Origin of the sequence: Veillonella parvula, assembly GCF_024461875.1 — a bacterium.
In the GTDB taxonomy this organism is placed as follows: domain Bacteria; phylum Bacillota; class Negativicutes; order Veillonellales; family Veillonellaceae; genus Veillonella; species Veillonella parvula_I.
Genome location: NZ_JANGAL010000001.1, coordinates 595652 through 613896, shown reverse-complemented (window position 1 = coordinate 613896; position 18245 = coordinate 595652). Strand labels below are relative to the sequence as shown.

Sequence of the window (18245 nt, the reverse complement as noted above, 5' to 3'; positions counted from 1 at the left end):
TATGCGAATTCAAATCGTTATGTCCTTAGTGGGTCGACTACTCTATATATTTGGGGTTTTTACTTTAATCCCTTTTATATACAGTGTTGTATTTGAAACTGCATATTGGTCATTTCTTATAACCACAAGCCTTTCTTTAGTTTTGGGGACGCTTTTATCTTATTACGGTTGTGAAAGTCAAAGCTTTAGTATTCGTGATGGGTTCTTAGTTGTATCCTCTACTTGGATATTCACGGTTATTTTGGGGGCTTTACCTTTTTTGGGGAGTGGCATATTGACTAATGTTTTTGATGCTTTATTTGAAGCCACTTCGGGTATTACTGCAACTGGTGCAACTATTATTTATAGTGTTGATACGTTACCAAACACATTTGTATTGTGGCGTGGTCTTATGCACTGGGTTGGAGGGATGGGGATCATCGTCCTTATCTTATCATTTTTAAAGAATTTAGGAGCAGATGCAGCACATTTCTTTAATGCAGAGGCATCTGTACCAAAGCCTGGTATTGTAATGCCGCGTATTCAATCAATGGCTACAAAGCTTTGGCAGTTGTATATTGCCTTTACTGCTCTTTGCTTTCTTATGCTGTGGGCTGGAGGCATTGAACCTTTTGATGCGTTAAACTATGCCTTTTCTATTATTGCCACGGGTGGATTTGCACCGACATCAGCAGGGGCTTTTATTTATGAACAAAGTAATTATATTTGTTTCGTATTTATATTCTTTATGTTTCTTGCTGGTGGCAATTTCTCTGTGTATTACAATGCACTTCAAAAAGGAATTCGCGTTTTAATTAATGATTTTGAAACACGTATGTACTGGCTTGTAGTGTTTATTGGTATTGCCATTGTATCAATATCTCTAGCATTACAATCTAGCTATTCTAGTCCTTTAGAGATTGTTAGAAATGCTGCCTTTAATTTAGTTTCGCTTCAAACTGGTAGTGGTTTTGCTATTAGTGATTATGATTTGTGGCCTGCTGCAGCACAGATGATGTTATTTATTTGTACATTTTTTGGTGGTTGTAGTGGTTCTACAACGGGCGGTGTAAAAATTATACGACTTATTATTTTGATTAAGAGTTCTATAATTTATCTGCGAAAATCAATTCATCCTGATATGGTTCAAGTAGTACGTATTAATGGCAAACCGATGCCTACTAAATGGATCCAGATGACACATCAATTTTTATTTTTATATTTAATGATTTATGTGGTATCTGTTTTTCTAATGACTTGTACTGGTCTTAATACATATGATTCTATGCAAGTGGTCACGGCCTTTCTTAGCAATGTAGGACTAGGGTTTGGTGGCTTTGGTCCTACTGATTCCTTTAATGTTATGCCGGATACTGCTAAATGTATTGCTATTGTAGATATGTTACTAGGTCGTTTGGAGTTATTTACGATTTTAGTTATGCTTCACCCTCAGTTTTGGGAAGGGTATTTTATTAAAAAAGAGGTTCCTAAACGATATCGTATTCTATAGGAGGGCGGAACTATATGGAAGTTATAAAACGTCCTCTAGGGCTTTATAAAGCAAATTGTTATGTACTTATCAAAGAGGGAAAATCTATAATCATTGATCCGGGCTTTCATTGTAACCACATTATTGATATGGTTGCAGATTCTGAACCTATAGCAGTTTTATTGACACATGGTCATTGTGATCATGTGTCCGCCTTGGATGAAGTATGTACACATTATAATATTCCCGCTTATTTACATCCTTTAGATCAAGAATTGTTACAGTTAATTCGACGGAGACCAAGTGTATATAAGAAAAAAATGTATACACATTGTAATGATTTAGTAGAAGGGCAATTACAGTTAGATCCTTTTAATATAATAGTTCATCATACACCTGGGCATAGTGCTGGATCGGTTTGTTTAGAAATTGAAGGCCATCTATTTACTGGTGATACTTTATTTAAACAAAATGTGGGAAATACAGATAATTATAACAGTAATCCAGCTGATTTGATTAAGAGTTTGAATCATCTTTTAACTTTGTCTAAGGAGTTAATTGTTGAGCCTGGACATAGGGAATCTACTATATTAAAACATGAGGAAGAATTTATTAAAAATATTGTAGTATAGTGTTGACAAAAGTCCTGATAACCGATATACTAAGCAAGTACTTTGGTTACGGCCCCGTGGTGTAGCGGTTAACATGTCGCCCTGTCACGGCGAAGATCGTCAGTTCAAATCTGATCGGGGTCGCCATTTATGCCTCGGTAGCTCAGTTGGTAGAGCAACGGACTGAAAATCCGTGTGTCGACAGTTCGATTCTGTCCTGAGGCACCATTTATATGCGGGAATAGCTCAGCGGTAGAGCACCGCCTTGCCAAGGCGGGGGTCGCGAGTTCGAATCTCGTTTCCCGCTCCAATTTTATATGGCGGCATAGCCAAGCGGTAAGGCAGAGGTCTGCAAAACCTTTATTCCCCAGTTCGATTCTGGGTGCCGCCTCCACAATCGTTACCCATGCCGGGGTGGCGGAACAGGCAGACGCAACGGACTTAAAATCCGTCGGTTGGAAACAACCGTACCGGTTCGATTCCGGTCCTCGGCACCAATTAAGACTAACTTTGGGTTAGTCTTTTTTCTTATATACAATTAAAACGATTTGTGAAAATTATTACTATAAGTTACGTATAAATATATAAGAGATAGATAAATCTATGAATAAGAAACCTAAGTTATTGATTAGTGAATGCCTATTTGGTGTACCCTGTCGATATGATGGCAAAGACAATTATATAGAAACGATAGAGGCTCTAAAGGAATATTATGAATTAGTACCAGTATGTCCGGAAGTGTTAGGGGGACTTAGTACGCCTCGTGATCCTGCGGAGCGTCAGGGTAAACGTATATGTACTGTTAATGGAGCTGATGTTACAGATGAGTTTGTAAGAGGTGCTCAATTAACAGTTGATATTGCACTAAAATATGGTTGTAAGCAAGCTTTGATGAAGGCGAAAAGTCCTAGCTGTGGATATAAGTGCATTTATGATGGAACTTTTACTAGAACATTGAAAAATGGTCATGGATGTACTGTAGAGGCTCTATTAGAAAAGAATATAAGAATTTATACGGAAAATGATATAGAGCTTTTGCTTGCAGAAAAAAAGAGATGAGTTAAACTCATCTCTTTTTGGTTATATTAAGTTGTTTTACTATTAAAATAACTTAATACAATAGAAAAATAATGGCAACAATATCAATTAAAGACTACTTGTTTGTATTAACAGGATCATTTGCTAATGGTTGTTCACCAAGTAATGTAGTTAAGTTATGTAGATTAAATCGATATTGAGCATTACTAAAATCTCGTGTTGCATCATATCGTTGACTTGGAGCATGCATGAGACCAACTAATGTATCGTATAGCAAATCATTAGTAAAGAATTGATGCTCGTGTTTTGCAAGTACCTTAGCAGTCTGTGGATAGGTTGAGCGATATTGTGGAGATAGGTATACCCAGAATGGAATATGTGTCATAACAAAATCAAATGTATCAGGGTTATGCGATTTGTCTAAACTTTCACCGTGATCGGAGAAATACACCATGGCTTGTAAGTTTAATTTGTCTTTGCCATAATTGTAAATTTGTTGTAATAACCAGTCTGTGTATAATTGGCTGTTAGCATATGCTTCTTGACCATCAGGATACGGACCTTGTTTCCACTTGCTAAATTCATGCGGGTAACGATCATTGTAGTAAATATGACTACCCATAATATGTATAACGATAAAGTTGTTCTTGGTAGGATCTACAGTTTCTAATAATGGCAATAGAGCTTCATCATATCGATCTGAGAATGCATAAGATTCATGGGCCCATTTTGTTGTGTCTGCAGTCTTAGCCATTAATGAAATAGCTGTATCATATTCACCGAATACACCTTGATTGCTAAACCAAGAAGTCGTGTATCCCGCTTTTTTAGCAATATCTAAGATATTGGCTGAATCAAGAAATGGTTTATCATCATATTGATTTCGTTCAGATAGTGCACGCTCCAAGGTTGGTACTGTTTGTACGTACGATGAATAGGCATTATCAAAGAAGACAAAGTCTTTATTGTCCGAACGCATATTGCCTTGCCATGGAGTATCGTCATATGGGAAGTTTGGATTATATACTTTCATATAATCTCGAGAACTAGATTCGCCAATGACTAGAATAATAGTACCAGGTGTTTTGTTCACCGCTGTTTCCTTTGTGTCTAAATTAAAGGAATCAAATACTAAGTGGTGATTATCATTATATTGTTGCATTTGTTTTACATAATCGCCTGCAGCAATCCAGTTCGCCACAATACAGGTTTGTGGGAACAAGAAGAATGGTACATATACTAAAAAAGCTACAAGGGATGCGATAAGCATAGCTGACCGCATAGGACGTGTAGTATTTAAGTTTACTACTGCTTTCATACCTAAGTTAGACCAGTACAATAAATAAGTCCATAAGATAAGACCAATACTTATTGCTATAAGACCAGGTATTCCAGCTGCATTCTTTAAAAAACCAAATGCTTCTTCTGGATTGGTCATATATACGGCTAGCAGACTGGCTGGCGTTAAGCAATGCCAAGTAGTCATGTAATAGCCGATCTGTAAGAATGGTATTAAGCTCAGAATCATGGAAATGATAGCCATGATTAAGGATGTTGTTTTATGGAAGCGATTTGTTTGGTTCAGTAAAAACTGAATGCCTGATAATCCCATGAAAATTAATAAGCCAAATAAAAAATCATTAGCAAATTCATAGAAGTATAATGGCTTCACATAGGACCAATGGAATAAAAGAGGAAAGGTAAGTGCCCATAAGATTCCGACTAGGCCATACCCTAAAAAAGGCCTGTGGAAAACGGTACACCCCATAAAATATTGAAATAAAAAGGTACCTACAATTGTTGGTACAGCTAAAATCGTAATATCCTCTACATCAAGCCCTAAGGTTATGGGCTCATAAATTAAAAATAAAATGATATATAAAACAATACCTATAATACCAAAGCGAAAAATTGGATTTCGCCCAATTTGCCTCACACTCGATGACATAATAAATCCTCTCTAAAAGGAATACACAATAACGTATCTTTTTTTAATATAAAATAATTACAATAATAAAGATAGCAGATGAGTGTAAAAAAAACAATTATTTGAAAGTACTACTATAAATGCTTTATAATTATATAGTTAAAAACATTTTTTCTGAGGATTGGGTTTTATGGGAGATTATAACTACAAGTTGGACGTTTTTGAAGGTCCCCTTGATCTGCTCTTGCATCTCATTGAAAAACATAAAATAGAAATTACCGATATTCCTATCGTTGAAATAACGAGTCAATACTTGGCATATCTAGACAATTGGAACCATTTTGATATTCATTATAGTAGTGAATTTCTTGTTATGGCATCTACCTTATTACAGATTAAATCACGCATGTTATTACCTAAGGCTGAACCTGAGCCCGATGAAGCAGAGGATCCACGTGACGAGTTGGTAGCAAAATTAGTAGAATTTAAGAAAATTAAGGATATTACATCTCTATTAATGGAGCGTACCGCTGTATCTGCGAATATATTTAGTCGTCCTGAAGAAACGAGTGTGCTTGGATTAGATAGTGTATATAATTTGGAACTTTCACAGTTATATCAAATTTTTTATCAAACTATAAAACGAGCTAAAGAGTTACCAGAAGAAGAGACGATTCGTGAGGTAAAGGTTGAAAAGGATACGTATAGTTTAGAGGACATGATTATATCCTTGTCTAGTCGGATACATCGTGGCGAATGTCTATATTTTAGGGAGTTATTAGTAGCAATTGAAACGAAAAGTGGTATGGTAACCATCTTTATGGCTGTTTTAGAATTGTTAAAACAACAAGTTATGGAAATGCGTTATGAAGATGATGATATTATATTCACTGCTATCTTAGAGCGGGCCGTGTAGAAAGGGGGCTATATGAGCTTACCAACGATGCATTTAGAAGCCGTTTTGTTTTCATCGGCAAAGCCTATATCGATAGATATGTTAGCAGAAGTGTTTGGGCTTTCCACAGAGGAGACACAAAAATATATAGAAGAATTACAACGAGAACTAGAAGAACAGAATCGAGGTATTCGAATACGTATATCTGGAGCCGGTGTTGAATTAGTAAGCGCTGTTGAATGTGCTGATTATGTTGGGCATATTCGTAAAAGAGAAGATAAATTATCTAATGCGGCTATGGAAACATTAGCTGTTATCGCCTATAAGCAGCCTATTACAAAGGCTGAAATCGAAGAGGTGCGCGGTGTAAATAGCGATAAAATTATAAAACAATTATTGACTCGATCTCTTATAGCTGAATTAGGTCATAAGGATACTGTAGGTAGACCGATTCTATATGGCACGACTGATGAATTTTTGAGAAGTGCTGGTGTAGAATCGATAGAAGCCTTACATCAAGAAGTTTCGGAAACAGAAGGGTAGCATGGAACGATTACAAAAATATATTGCCAGTTGTGGTATTGCATCACGGCGTAAGGCAGAAGAACTAATTACAGAAGGTAAAGTACAGGTCAATGGTCGCAAGGTAACCGAATTAGGGGTCAAAATTAATCCACAAAAAGATAAGGTTAAGGTTAATGGGCAATTATTGGCTCAAGAGAAACCAGTATATTATTTGTTAAATAAGCCAAAGGGGGTCATTACATCTGTGTCTGACCCTCAAGGTCGAGAAACGGTTTTAGATTATATAAAAAATGAAACGAAACGAATTTACCCTATTGGTCGTCTCGATTTATATACAGAAGGTTTGTTACTGCTTACGAATGATGGAGAGTTGGCACAAAATCTAACGCATCCATCTAAAGGCGTGGAAAAGACTTATGAAGTTCGTATCAAAGGTCGTGTTCGCGATGATGATTTGCAAATTATTGCAAATGGTGTAGAGCTTGAAGATGGTATAACTGCACCTGCAACAATTGTAGATTTAGGTTTTGATGATCATAATGGTGTACATGAAGTAGAAATTACAATTCATGAAGGTCGCAATCGTCAAGTTCGTCGTATGTTTGAACACTTTGGCTATCGTATTCATAATTTAAAACGCATTGCGTATGCTGGTCTTACTTTAGGTGGTGTGAAACGAGGCGCTTCTCGTCAACTAACAATTCGTGAAGTAAAAGCGCTAAAAGCATTGGGGACAGATAAGGCATGAAGCAAATCATAGTCATTGGCGGTGGTGCGGCAGGTCTAATGGCAGCTGTTATAGCAGGCCGTGAAGGAGCACGCGTCATCTTATTGGAAAAAATGAATATGGTTGGCAAGAAAATGGGCATTACCGGTAAAGGTCGCTGTAATATTACGAATAGTGCAGATATGGCCGAATTTATAAAAAATACGCCTGGTAATGGTAAGTTCTTGTACGGTGCCTATGAACGCTTTAGTAATGAAGATCTTCTGGACCTATTGCATAGCTGGGGGTTAAAAACTAAAGTAGAACGTGGGGGACGAGTGTTTCCTGAATCCGATTCTGCATTAGAAGTACGCAATATCTTTATGAAAATCCTAAAAAAGTATAATGTTCAAGTTCATTTAAATGAACCTGTTACATCGATTACTGTACAGGAAAATCGTGTAGTTGGTGTTACAACGGATAAGGAACAATATGCTTGTGATGCTGCTATTATTTGTACTGGTGGTGCATCTTATCCATTGACAGGTTCTACTGGTGATGGTTACGTTTTAGCCGAAAAAGTGGGACATACTATTACTGATATTCGTCCATCCTTAGTCCCTATCGTTACAAACGAAACGTGGGTAAAGGAAATTATGGGGCTTAGTCTTCGTAATGTTGAGGTATCCGTAATTTCTAAAAGTAAGGTACAAGCTAAACAATTTGGGGAAATGATGTTTACTCATTTTGGTCTTACGGGGCCTACAATTTTATCATTAAGTCACATGGTAGGTAAGTTGCTTCGTAAGAAAAATCCTCAAATTACCATTGAAATTAATCTTAAGCCTGCTTTAACTGCAGAAGTATTGGATAATCGCTTGCAAAAGGATTTTGATTTATATTCTAAAAAACAATTGGCTAATGGGATGAAGGATTTACTACCTGTAAATCTTATTCCCATTGTTATAAAGCTTGCTGAGTTAAATCCGGCTAAACCAATTAATCAAATTACAAAGGAAGAGCGTTTGCGCTTATGTCATGTATTGCAACATATGACAGTAACTGTTAAGGAATTACGACCTGTAGCGGAAGCTATTGTTACAGCAGGTGGTATTTCATTAAAAGAATTTAATCCTAAAACTATGGAGTCTAAATTGATTGGTGGTTTATATGGTGCTGGTGAAGTACTAGACATAGATGCTTTTACAGGAGGCTATAATTTACAAGCTGCCTTTTCCACAGGCTATGTGGCGGCTATGCATGCCGTACACGGTGATGAAGAATAGAGGTTATTATGAACACTAAAAAAATTGCCATTGCTATTGATGGTCCTGCTGGGGCTGGTAAAAGTAGCATTTCTAAAGTAGTGGCCAATGAATTAGGGTATTTATATATCGATACAGGTTCCATGTATCGCGGTGTTACATGGGCAGTTCTTGATAGTCAAATCGATGTTAAGGATCAAGCTGCTGTAGAAGCTTTATTACCTTCTTTAAATTTGACTTTAGAGCCTACTGCAACAGCATGCAAGGTCTATATTAAAGGGAAAGATGTTACATCATTAATTCGCCAGCAGCAAATTAATGATAATGTATCGACTATAGCTTCTTATAAAGGGGTTCGAAAATATTTGGTAGAACGCCAACAAGAGATGGCCGCCGTTGGGGGAGTTATATTAGATGGACGTGATATCGGTTCTGTCGTATTACCTAATGCAGAGCTAAAAATTTATTTAACCGCTTCTGTAGATGCACGTGCAAAACGTAGATGGTTAGAAGTACAAGGTACATCAAACGAGCAAACACTAGACGAAATTAAAAAGAATGTTGTTAGTCGTGATGAAATGGATAAAAATCGTGAAGAGTCTCCACTTGTATGCGTTGAAGATGCAGTGGTTGTAGACTCTAGCGATATGAATTTCGATGAAACTGTGGCATATATATTGAATTTAGTGCAGGAGACAATCAATCATGAATAAATTTTCAACCTGGTTATGGCGTACCGCTTTTTGGCTTCGCTATAAGGTAGGGTATGGACTGAAAGTATATGGTCGTGATAATTTTCCAATGGAAGGACCCGTTATCGTGGTGCCTAATCATTTAAGTAATAATGATCCCCCTATCTGTGGCTATGCTTTGCCTAGACATGTACACTTTATGGCTAAACAAGAATTATTTGTGAATCCTATTTCGCGTTTTTTTTGTACATGGCTTGGTGCATTTCCGTTAAATCGCGGTGCTATTGATAAAGTTGCTATTCGTCATGCCATGGGACTACTTAAAGATAATAAGGTTTTAGGCATATTTGCAGAAGGTAACCGTCAAAAAAGTGGTAAGCTTGGTAAATTTCATGATGGTGCAGCATCAATTGCTCTTAGAACAGCGGTTAGCATAGTGCCTGTTGCTATCATTGGCTCTCACAATATGGAACGTAATAAAGTGGCTTGTATTATTGGTAAACCGATTCCAGTTGAAAAAGCTAAAGCGACTCCAGAAGCGATTCAAAAAGTAAATGATAGTGTTAAAAGTGAAATCCAACGAATGATAGATTCTTATCATAACAATTGTATAGAGGAGACTTTATGGAAATAATTTTGGCTAAAAACCATGGTTTTTGCTATGGTGTAAAACGGGCTGTTGAAATGGCAAATGAAGCTGCAAATAACGATGGTAAAAGCTATACATTAGGTCCTATTATTCATAATCCTCAAGTTGTAGGTCGTCTTGAAGACAAAGGGGTAAGCCCTGTTCAAGAAGTGTCTGATATCGCTGAAGGCACAATGATTATTCGCTCTCATGGTGTAGGACCTGCTATTTACGAAGAGGCAGAAGAAAAAGGATTACATGTTGTGGATGCCACATGTCCACATGTAAAAAAAGCACAGCAAGATGCAAAGTCTGTTATAGATGAAGGTATGACTTTGGTGATTTTGGGAGAAAAAAACCATCCTGAGGTTAAAAGCATCAATTTATGGGCAAATAACGAAGGAATAATCATAGAAGATGAAGAATCCGCCCAAAAACTACAAGTTGTGGAAAAAATGGGCGTTGTTGTACAAACAACCTTTTCACAATTCAAATTTAACAGTATAATAGACATATTAGAGAAAAAATCTAAGAATCTTAAGGTTTTCAAAACGATATGCAATGCAACGCAAGAACGACAGAATTCTGCCGTTGATTTAGCACGTAATGTAGATCTTATGATAGTGATAGGCGGTAAGAACAGCGGCAACACAAACCGATTGGCAGAGGTTTGTCGTGACGTTGGATGTACAACGTATCACATTGAAACTTCTACTGAATTACAACTGGAATGGTTTAACCGAGTACAGACGGTAGGAGTAACAGCAGGAGCATCGACTCCCGACTGGATTATTAAGGAGGTCATTGAGACAATGAAAGATTTTGCAGAATTATTAGCAGCCGAAGGTCAAGAAGAATTTAAGAAAGGGAACGTTGTAGAAGGTACAGTAGTTCAAGTCGAAGATGAACGAGCTTATGTATCTTTTGGCTACAAAACTGAAGCCATTTTGAACAGAACTGAAATTTCTTATCCAGCACCAGAATCTGCCAAAGATGTGTTAAAAAATGGTGATGAAATTAAAGCAGTTATCATGAATCACATCAAAGAAGATAATCCTATTTATCTTTCCATGACTCGCTTGGCTAAAGATGAAGATTGGCAATATGTTATCGAAGCACAAGAAAAAGATGAAGCTATCGTATGTAAAGGTATTGATGCTATCCCAGCAGGTTTAGTAGTAACAGTTAAATCCCTTCGTGGTTTCATTCCATTGTCCCAAGGTGATGTTCATTTCGTGAAATCCTTAGACAACTTGGTTGGTACAGAATTTGAAGCTAAAGTACTTGAAATCGATGAAAAGAAAAACCGTTTGGTTCTTTCCCGTCGTGCAGTATTGGAAGTGGAACGTCAAGCTAAATTAGCTGAAGCATTGAAAAACATCAACGTTGGCGAAAACTATAAAGGTATCGTTCGTAAAATCATGCCTTATGGTGCATTCGTAGATATCGGCGGTATTGAAGGTTTACTTCACATTTCCGATATTTCTTGGCAAAAAATCAAAAAAGTGGAAGATGTTCTTTCTGTTGGCCAAGAAATCGAAGTTAAATTACAATCCTTCGACGCTGAAAGCAATAAATTATCCTTGTCCTTAAAAGCTTTATCTAAGAGCCCATGGGACGTTGCTGAAGAAACATTGCATGTTGGCGATGTTATTAACGGCAAAGTTGTTCGTTTAGTAGCTTACGGTGCATTCGTAGCTGTTAATGACGACATCCAAGGTTTACTTCACATTTCTCAAATTACAAAACAACGTAATGCGAAAGTTGAAGATTACTTGAATCGTGGTCAAGAAGTTGAAGTTAAAATCATTTCTCTTAACAAAGATGAAAAGAAATTGGGTTTGGCTTTGACTGAGTTGATGGAATCAAAAGAAACTGCAGAAGACGCTGAATAATTCATTGTCTAATAAAAGGCTAGCCAAGGTTTCCTTGGTTAGCCTTTTTGCGTACTTTACTTAGAATATGATAAAATATAGTAATGTATTAGATTAGATAATGAGGTGAAACTATGGCAAAACCATTAGTGGCTGTTGTAGGCCGTCCAAATGTAGGTAAATCTACACTTTTTAATGCCATTGTTAATAAACGTATCTCTATCGTTGAAGATATTCCGGGGGTAACAAGGGACCGTATTTACTTCGATGCAGAGTGGTTAAATCGTGAGTTTACAATGATCGATACTGGTGGTATCGAGTTCATTACTGAAAATAGTCATGTTATTCCTAAGATGATGCGATTACAAGCTGAATTAGCTATTGAAGAAGCGGATGTAATTTTATTTGTCGTCGATGGTAAACAAGGTATTGTACCTGCTGATGAAGAAGTTGCAAATATTCTTAGAGCTAGTGGAAAACCTGTTGTACTCGTAGTTAATAAGATTGATAGTGTAAATCAAGAGCCGAATATTTATGAATTCTACAATCTTGGTTTGGGGGATCCCATTGGCATTTCCGCTAAAAATCTTATGAATTTAGGTGATTTGCTGGATGATACTGTTAAACATTTTCCACCAGTTGGCACTAATGTAGATGATGAAGATACTATTCATGTTGCCGTTATTGGTCGTCCAAATGTAGGTAAATCTTCTTTGACTAATGCATTATTAGGACAAGATCGTGTAATAGTATCTGATGTAGCAGGTACTACTCGAGACTCCATTGATACGTATTGGACTCATGAGGGCCAAAAATTTGTACTTATTGATACGGCGGGAATGCGTCGTAAGTCTAAAATCGAAGAAGCCGTTGAACGATATAGTATTGTCCGCTCTTTGCGATCAGTAGATCGTGCTGATATTGTAGTTCTTGTACTAGATGCTCAAGATGGTGTTACAGAACAAGATAAAAAAATTGCAGGTTATGCTTACGAAGCGGGTAAAGGTGTAGTCATTGTTGTGAATAAATGGGATCTTGTTGAAAAAGATGACAAAACAACATTGCGATTTACTGAAGATATTTATGATGAATTAGGTTTTTTACAGTTTGCACCTATCCTGTTTGCTTCTGCTTTAACTAAGCAACGTATTCACCGTTTAGCTGATATGTTGAAGTTTGTATCTGAACAACAATTCCGCCGTGTATCTACGGGGACGTTAAATCAATTATTACAAGATGCACAAACCGTAAATCCTGTACCATCTCGCAATGGTAGAATTCCAAAAATCTATTATATGACGCAAGCTAGTGTTAAGCCGCCTACATTTATTTTATTTGTAAATGAACCAGAGCTAATTCACTTCTCTTATATGCGTTTCTTAGAGAATCGATTGCGTGAGTCCTTTGGTTTTGAAGGAACTCCGATTCGTTTAGTATTACGTGGCAAGAAACGGGATGATGAAGACTAATGGATATTATGATTATTGTATATGCTGTATTATCATATCTTATCGGATCAATTCCTAGTGGATTAATTATAGGTAAGCTTTTCTTTAATACAGACGTACGACAATATGGCTCTAAAAATATTGGCGCTACTAATACATATCGAGTTATCGGTCTTAAAGCAGCCTTACCTGTATTTTTATGTGATGCTTTAAAAGGGGCAGCAGGAGTAGTGCTACTCTCACCTTATGGGCCTATGTTTATGATCTTAGGTGGTATTCTTGGGATGATGGGACATAACTGGTCTGTTTTCCTTGGGTTTAAGGGTGGTCGTGGCGTTGCTACGGGTTTAGGTGTACTTATTGCTCTTTCACCAATAGTAGCATTGATTTGCTTTTTGGTATGGGGTGTTATCGTATATTTCACTAAACTTGTATCTTTAGGCTCTATCATTGCCGCTGCATTAGTACCAGTACTGATGTATTTCACTGGAGAATCCTTCTGGTTTGTTGGCTTTGGCGGATTAGCAGCTTTGTTTGTCATTGTACGTCACTGGGATAATATTAAGCGTCTACTTGCTGGAAACGAGTTAAAAGTAGAGCGCATTAAAAAGGATTAAAGAATGAATGTTGTTGTTGTCGGCTCTGGTAGTTGGGGGACGGCCCTTGCTATTAAATCCGTTTTAGCTGGAAATACTACAACTATATATTGTCGTCGTCCAGAATTTGCAGATAAACTTGCAAAAGACTTAGAGAATAAAGACTATTTACCAGGTGTAAAACTTCCAGAAGAATTACAATATAGTTCTGATTTAGAGGCATGTATTAGTAATGCCGAAGTGGTATTAATGGTTACTCCTTCTGTACATGTACGTACCAGTTTAGAGGCTATTAAACCGTATGCTCATAAAAATCAAGTCTATATTCTATGTTCAAAAGGTGTAGAACGAACCAGTGGCAAACTTTTGACGACTGTGATGAAAGAGGTTCTTGCTACCATAGGGTGTCATTTAGCGGTTTTGTCTGGACCTAATCATGCAGAAGAGGTTGGTCGCAACTTACCTGCTGCATCTGTGCTGAGTACTGAAAGCCTAGAGGTAGCTACAACATTGCAAAAGGCATTATGTAGTCAAAATTTTAGAATTTATGCAAATACTGATATGATTGGTGTTGAACTAGCAGGAGCCACGAAAAACATCATTGCCCTTGCAGCTGGTATTGCAGATGGTTTAGCTTTAGGGGATAATTGTAAGGCTTTACTATTAACACGTGGCCTTCATGAGATGACTCGCTTTGGGGTGGCCTTAGGGGCCCAAAAAGAAACCTATGCTGGTCTTGCTGGTATGGGGGATTTGATTGCTACTTGTATGAGCCCACATGGTCGTAACCGTGCGGCTGGTCAAAAACTAGCCGAGGGTAAGACGATGGATTTTATTGTTAATCATACTAATATGGTTGTAGAAGGATTTTTCGCAACAGAAATTATTTATAAAATGGCTTGTAAACATCAAATTGAAATGCCTATAACGAAGGCTTTATATGAGGTTTTATACGAAAAAAAATCTCCATCCATAGCATTAGCTGAGTTGATGGGGCGTGATATTAAAATTGAAGTATCATAAATAAAAGATACTTTTAATTTGGTTATTTATATACTATAATTAATGAGTATAATCTTGTGAGGGTTGTATGCGAATTATTGGCGGAACTGCTAAGGGACATGCTATAAAAGCACCTAAAGGATTAGATACTAGGCCTACACTTGATCGTGTTCGTGAAAGTGTATTTAATGTATTAGCAAATAGAGGTATATTTGGTTCTGATATACTAGATATATTTTCTGGCACTGGTGCAGTAGCAATTGAAGCCTTAAGTCGTGGTGCAGCACATGCAGTAGCAGTGGACTTTAAAACGGGAAAACTAATTTTAGAGAATGCTAAACATTGTCGTGTGGATGATCGGTTAGAAATTATTCCGAGGAAACTTTCACAATTAAAAAATTATATAGTAGGGCGACAGTTCGATTATATATTTTCTGATCCGCCATATGAAAATGGATTTATACAAGATACCATAGATTTGGTTGTGAACTATGATTTGTTAAAACCTGAAGGTGTTTTATTATTAGAACATCATAAGGATGAGGTTTTTACCTTACCAGAATCATGGGAATGTATAAAAGAACAGAAATTTGGTTATACGGTGGTTTCCTATTTTGTAAAGACAGCCGAAAGGAGCTAAACCTGTGCGTATAGGTGTATGTCCGGGTAGTTTTGACCCAGTTACTAATGGACATGTTGATATTTTTGAACGGGGCAGCCGATTGGTTGATAAATTAATCATTGCTGTCAGCTCAAATCCGAATAAAAATTCCTTATTTTCTATGGAAGAACGGGTTGAGATGATTCGAAATTCTGTCAAACATATTCCTAATGTTGAAATTGATTGTACAGGTGGCTTACTCAATGAGTATGTTAAATCCAAGAATGCTACTATTATTATTCGAGGATTACGTGCATTGAGCGACTTTGAATATGAATTTCAGCGCGCATTATTTGCAAAATATTTGGATGATGACATTGAAACAGTATTTATTATGACAAATAACAAATACTCTTTTGTCAGCTCCACGGGTATTCGTGAACTAGCTAAATTTGGTGGTAAGCTAGATGGTCTTGTTCCGGATGATGTTAAGGAAAAACTTGAAGAACGCTTTAATACGGTCCATAATAAATAGGGGTGAATTGTATGAAAACAGAAAAATTATTAGAAGATTTAGAGGTTCTTATTGAATCTAGCAGCCGTATTCCTATGACTACAAAACGTATGGTTGAGGAAGACGAAATTATGCGTATTATTGATTCTATTCAGGAATCCTTACCTTTGGAACTTGAAGAATCTCGTCGTATTGTAGCAGATAAAGATAAAGTGTTAGCTGATGCTCAACGTCAGGCTGAAACTTTGATTGATCAAGCTAAAGACTACATTGCTAAATTGACAGCTGAAAGTGAACTTGTAAAACAAGCTCAAGAACAAGCGAATCAAATTATTAATGCAGCAAATCAATCCTCTGATGAGTTGAAAGCTAGTTCTATTCAATATGCTGGTGATGTTCTTAAATATGTTGAAAACAACTTGGAAAAAACATTGGAAAGCTTGCGTCAAAATCGTGAAAGTTTGAAACAAACTGAACAACGTACAGAAGAAAACCAATAGTTTAAACAAAGGCTAGATATCATATTATATCTAGCCTCTTTTTTTATATTTTAAATTCCATAGAAAACTTAAGATAAGTAATATCAATTTTCAGATCAATATGTAAAAAAATGTGAGCGAAATAATAAACCAAAAATAAAAGCGAAGGGATACCTTCGCTTTTATCATTCTCTATAGTTTTCTGGCTTTTTCGGCTCCACAATCATAGTTTGATGGGTATTAAAAATAACAAATCCCAAAGGAGATCCAGGTGGCTTTTTGATATTTTTAATGTATGTATAATCTACCGGGACCTTACTAGTATCACGAGCTTTACTGAAGTAGGCTGCATATTGAGCTACTTTAGATAGAATCATATCGTCTGGCTCAACATTGAGTCTTAAAATAAGGTGCGAACCTTGGATATCCTGTGTATGGAACCAAATGTCAGTTGGCTTTGCAAATCGGTGTGTTAAATATTCGTTTTGTTGATTGTTACGACCGATGAATATTTCACCTTCATCAATTGTTAAGTGAATGTAGTTAGATTTGCCAAGCTTGTAAGATAGTGGTTTTTTTGATTTTTTTATGATACCTGCATCCATGCATTCTTTGCGTATTTCTTCTAAGCTTTCACGAGTTGTGGCTAAAGAGATGCTGTACAGAATAGATTGTAAGTATGCTAGTTTTGTAGTACTAGCATTGAGTTGGAACTCGCCACTAACCATACGATTTTTTAGTTTTGTATAAAGCTTATAATACCATTGTGCATTTTCCACAATCGTTAAGTTTGGCTTTAAAGGAATCGTTAACATTTCATTTTCTTCAGAGAGCAGATTTTGTAATTCAATAGAAGGCTCATATTGCACTTGAAGGTGTGCATTTATCATTAGAAGATCACCATATAATTTATAGGTTTCCATTTTCTTAGTATCTTCTAATTCATCTTTAATCTTTTGATGGCGACCTTCTTCCTTTTTGATGGCTGCTGTTAAGATTTTTTCTAACTCTTTATCAGCTGTATGAATTGCTTTTGTATTATGAATGGATTCCTCTAAGGCTTCAGAAATAGTGTTGTATTCTTTTAATACCTTATAGTTATGTAATAAAATACTTGCGTAAGCTTTTTTACTGTTATCGTTGACTAAAGTAAACAAACCTTTGCTATTTTCGAGTTTTACCTTGAGGTCGTACAAGGCTTTAGCAAGTGTATCTAGTTGAGAAGTATCTAAATCAGTTATGATTTCTTCACCACTTAATTTGGAAATATATAAAAGTTCATCCAATAAAGGTTTACCAAAACCGTTAAAGATAGCTCGAATAGATTGCTGCACAGAGCCATTACCAAAGGAAGTAAGTAGATTTTTTATTTCATTATTATCAAAGTCCATTAAACTTACGCGATTAGCATTAGGTGGTAAATCATACTGTAATTTTGGACTAATAATACGTTCACGGTTCATGAGAGGGGAAACGTGAATTAAGGATTCTAAAATAATACCGTCTTGTACGAAGATACAGTTGGAATATTTGCCCATTAATTCAATATAAATATATGTACTCGTAATAGAACCATCCATTTCTAGTTTATCCGTTTGGATACACATGATACGGTCACCATTGATTTGTTCCACCTTTACGATGCGGCTACCTTCAATATGCTTTCGTAAGAACATGCAAAGTGAGCTTGGTTCTTTTGGTAAATCTTGAAGTGGTTGGCTAAGATATATTGCTGGTGTGGCACCTACGGTAATAATTAAGTTTTGGTCTTCGTTAAGTGCTCGAACTTTAAATAATAATGTAGTTTTATCTATTTGATATAGTTTTTGTATTTGACCTGTTTGTAGTCGCTCGTTTAATTCTTTAGCGAGTACAGACATGGTAAGTCCGTCTAAATTCATAGTACTCCTTTCAAATATATTTAAAAGTATAGTTTAGTATACCATAGTGTACATATAATTCTTAGTATTTAAACA

Annotated in this window: 18 protein-coding genes and 5 tRNA genes; 21 read left to right on the top strand and 2 right to left on the bottom strand. The window is 36.4% G+C overall.

Annotated elements, in window-relative coordinates; genetic code table 11:
- Window position 1 precedes the first annotated feature (1 nt).
- From NE668_RS02885 to NE668_RS02850, 8 genes are all read left to right on the top strand, one after another.
- The gene (locus NE668_RS02885) at window positions 2-1489 is read left to right on the top strand and encodes a TrkH family potassium uptake protein (RefSeq protein ID WP_227036929.1); all 1488 of its coding nucleotides are present in this window, start codon (window positions 2-4) and stop codon (window positions 1487-1489) included.
- A 14-nt stretch (window positions 1490-1503) separates the two neighbouring features.
- Window positions 1504-2100 (top strand): MBL fold metallo-hydrolase, encoded by a 597-nt coding sequence (locus tag NE668_RS02880; RefSeq protein ID WP_004697139.1) that lies wholly within the window; start codon window positions 1504-1506, stop codon window positions 2098-2100.
- 50 nt (window positions 2101-2150) lie between these two features.
- Window positions 2151-2226 (top strand) — tRNA-Asp (locus tag NE668_RS02875).
- A gap of 5 nt (window positions 2227-2231) precedes the next feature.
- A tRNA-Phe gene (locus NE668_RS02870) sits at window positions 2232-2307 on the top strand.
- Window positions 2308-2314: 7 nt separating this feature from the next.
- Window positions 2315-2389, top strand: a tRNA-Gly gene (locus NE668_RS02865).
- A gap of 9 nt (window positions 2390-2398) precedes the next feature.
- Window positions 2399-2473 (top strand) — tRNA-Cys (locus NE668_RS02860).
- Window positions 2474-2487: 14 nt separating this feature from the next.
- A tRNA-Leu gene (locus NE668_RS02855) sits at window positions 2488-2576 on the top strand.
- Between the two features lie 106 nt (window positions 2577-2682).
- Window positions 2683-3138, top strand: coding sequence for a 2-thiouracil desulfurase family protein (locus NE668_RS02850; RefSeq protein WP_004697220.1), 456 nt, complete (start codon window positions 2683-2685; stop codon window positions 3136-3138).
- A 94-nt stretch (window positions 3139-3232) separates the two neighbouring features.
- Here the strand turns inward: NE668_RS02850 and NE668_RS02845 are convergent, their stop codons facing one another.
- A complete protein-coding gene (locus tag NE668_RS02845) occupies window positions 3233-5065 on the bottom strand; it encodes a phosphoethanolamine transferase (RefSeq protein ID WP_004697153.1) in 1833 nt (610 codons plus the stop codon).
- 169 nt (window positions 5066-5234) lie between these two features.
- On the opposite strand from NE668_RS02845, the gene NE668_RS02840 reads away from it, so the two are divergent.
- From NE668_RS02840 to NE668_RS02780, 13 genes are all read left to right on the top strand, one after another.
- Window positions 5235-5960 (top strand): segregation and condensation protein A, encoded by a 726-nt coding sequence (locus NE668_RS02840; protein WP_004696959.1) that lies wholly within the window; start codon window positions 5235-5237, stop codon window positions 5958-5960.
- A gap of 12 nt (window positions 5961-5972) precedes the next feature.
- Window positions 5973-6482, top strand: a complete 510-nt coding sequence (gene scpB, locus NE668_RS02835) for an SMC-Scp complex subunit ScpB (RefSeq protein ID WP_119562923.1) — start codon at window positions 5973-5975, stop codon at window positions 6480-6482.
- Between the two features lies 1 nt (window position 6483).
- Window positions 6484-7212 carry a pseudouridine synthase gene (locus NE668_RS02830; protein ID WP_004697430.1) on the top strand — a complete coding sequence of 243 codons (729 nt, stop codon included), beginning with the start codon at window positions 6484-6486 and terminating at the stop codon, window positions 7210-7212.
- Window positions 7209-8456, top strand: a complete 1248-nt coding sequence (locus NE668_RS02825; protein WP_004697422.1) for a BaiN/RdsA family NAD(P)/FAD-dependent oxidoreductase — start codon at window positions 7209-7211, stop codon at window positions 8454-8456. The genes NE668_RS02830 and NE668_RS02825 overlap by 4 nt, the downstream gene beginning before the upstream one ends.
- Before the next feature lie 8 nt (window positions 8457-8464).
- On the top strand, window positions 8465-9148 hold the full coding sequence (cmk, locus tag NE668_RS02820; RefSeq protein WP_105086519.1) for a (d)CMP kinase: 684 nt from the start codon (window positions 8465-8467) through the stop codon (window positions 9146-9148).
- Window positions 9141-9761 carry a lysophospholipid acyltransferase family protein gene (locus NE668_RS02815; protein WP_004697382.1) on the top strand — a complete coding sequence of 207 codons (621 nt, stop codon included), beginning with the start codon at window positions 9141-9143 and terminating at the stop codon, window positions 9759-9761. Before cmk ends, NE668_RS02815 begins: the two co-directional genes overlap by 8 nt.
- Entirely contained in the window at window positions 9752-11650 is a 1899-nt protein-coding gene (locus NE668_RS02810; protein WP_004697305.1) for a bifunctional 4-hydroxy-3-methylbut-2-enyl diphosphate reductase/30S ribosomal protein S1, read from the top strand. The genes NE668_RS02815 and NE668_RS02810 overlap by 10 nt, the downstream gene beginning before the upstream one ends.
- Window positions 11651-11763: 113 nt before the next feature.
- Window positions 11764-13098 (top strand): ribosome biogenesis GTPase Der, encoded by a 1335-nt coding sequence (gene der, locus NE668_RS02805; protein ID WP_227036930.1) that lies wholly within the window; start codon window positions 11764-11766, stop codon window positions 13096-13098.
- A complete protein-coding gene (gene plsY, locus NE668_RS02800) occupies window positions 13098-13694 on the top strand; it encodes a glycerol-3-phosphate 1-O-acyltransferase PlsY (RefSeq protein WP_004696947.1) in 597 nt (198 codons plus the stop codon). The genes der and plsY overlap by 1 nt, the downstream gene beginning before the upstream one ends.
- A gap of 3 nt (window positions 13695-13697) precedes the next feature.
- Entirely contained in the window at window positions 13698-14696 is a 999-nt protein-coding gene (locus tag NE668_RS02795) for an NAD(P)H-dependent glycerol-3-phosphate dehydrogenase (protein ID WP_227036931.1), read from the top strand.
- A gap of 67 nt (window positions 14697-14763) precedes the next feature.
- Window positions 14764-15315, top strand: coding sequence for a 16S rRNA (guanine(966)-N(2))-methyltransferase RsmD (gene rsmD, locus NE668_RS02790; RefSeq protein WP_205112392.1), 552 nt, complete (start codon window positions 14764-14766; stop codon window positions 15313-15315).
- Window positions 15316-15319: 4 nt separating this feature from the next.
- Window positions 15320-15811 (top strand): pantetheine-phosphate adenylyltransferase, encoded by a 492-nt coding sequence (coaD, locus tag NE668_RS02785; protein ID WP_004693226.1) that lies wholly within the window; start codon window positions 15320-15322, stop codon window positions 15809-15811.
- Between the two features lie 11 nt (window positions 15812-15822).
- Window positions 15823-16290 carry a hypothetical protein gene (locus NE668_RS02780; protein WP_004693228.1) on the top strand — a complete coding sequence of 156 codons (468 nt, stop codon included), beginning with the start codon at window positions 15823-15825 and terminating at the stop codon, window positions 16288-16290.
- 164 nt (window positions 16291-16454) lie between these two features.
- Here NE668_RS02780 and NE668_RS02775 read toward each other — a convergent pair whose 3' ends face one another.
- Entirely contained in the window at window positions 16455-18170 is a 1716-nt protein-coding gene (locus NE668_RS02775; protein ID WP_227036932.1) for an Rqc2 family fibronectin-binding protein, read from the bottom strand.
- Window positions 18171-18245: the final 75 nt, after the last annotated feature.

Excerpts from the sequence above, each read along its gene's own strand:
- NE668_RS02885 (WP_227036929.1), top strand. The coding sequence starts at position 2 with ATGCGAATTCAAATCGTTATGTCCTTAGTGGGTCGACTACTCTATATA.
- NE668_RS02880 (WP_004697139.1), top strand. The coding sequence starts at position 1,504 with ATGGAAGTTATAAAACGTCCTCTAGGGCTTTATAAAGCAAATTGTTAT.
- NE668_RS02850 (WP_004697220.1), top strand. The coding sequence starts at position 2,683 with ATGAATAAGAAACCTAAGTTATTGATTAGTGAATGCCTATTTGGTGTA.
- NE668_RS02845 (WP_004697153.1), bottom strand. The coding sequence starts at position 5,065 with ATGTCATCGAGTGTGAGGCAAATTGGGCGAAATCCAATTTTTCGCTTT.
- NE668_RS02840 (WP_004696959.1), top strand. The coding sequence starts at position 5,235 with ATGGGAGATTATAACTACAAGTTGGACGTTTTTGAAGGTCCCCTTGAT.
- scpB (WP_119562923.1), top strand. The coding sequence starts at position 5,973 with ATGAGCTTACCAACGATGCATTTAGAAGCCGTTTTGTTTTCATCGGCA.
- NE668_RS02830 (WP_004697430.1), top strand. The coding sequence starts at position 6,484 with ATGGAACGATTACAAAAATATATTGCCAGTTGTGGTATTGCATCACGG.
- NE668_RS02825 (WP_004697422.1), top strand. The coding sequence starts at position 7,209 with ATGAAGCAAATCATAGTCATTGGCGGTGGTGCGGCAGGTCTAATGGCA.
- cmk (WP_105086519.1), top strand. The coding sequence starts at position 8,465 with ATGAACACTAAAAAAATTGCCATTGCTATTGATGGTCCTGCTGGGGCT.
- NE668_RS02815 (WP_004697382.1), top strand. The coding sequence starts at position 9,141 with ATGAATAAATTTTCAACCTGGTTATGGCGTACCGCTTTTTGGCTTCGC.
- NE668_RS02810 (WP_004697305.1), top strand. The coding sequence starts at position 9,752 with ATGGAAATAATTTTGGCTAAAAACCATGGTTTTTGCTATGGTGTAAAA.
- der (WP_227036930.1), top strand. The coding sequence starts at position 11,764 with ATGGCAAAACCATTAGTGGCTGTTGTAGGCCGTCCAAATGTAGGTAAA.
- plsY (WP_004696947.1), top strand. The coding sequence starts at position 13,098 with ATGGATATTATGATTATTGTATATGCTGTATTATCATATCTTATCGGA.
- NE668_RS02795 (WP_227036931.1), top strand. The coding sequence starts at position 13,698 with ATGAATGTTGTTGTTGTCGGCTCTGGTAGTTGGGGGACGGCCCTTGCT.
- rsmD (WP_205112392.1), top strand. The coding sequence starts at position 14,764 with ATGCGAATTATTGGCGGAACTGCTAAGGGACATGCTATAAAAGCACCT.
- NE668_RS02780 (WP_004693228.1), top strand. The coding sequence starts at position 15,823 with ATGAAAACAGAAAAATTATTAGAAGATTTAGAGGTTCTTATTGAATCT.
- NE668_RS02775 (WP_227036932.1), bottom strand. The coding sequence starts at position 18,170 with ATGAATTTAGACGGACTTACCATGTCTGTACTCGCTAAAGAATTAAAC.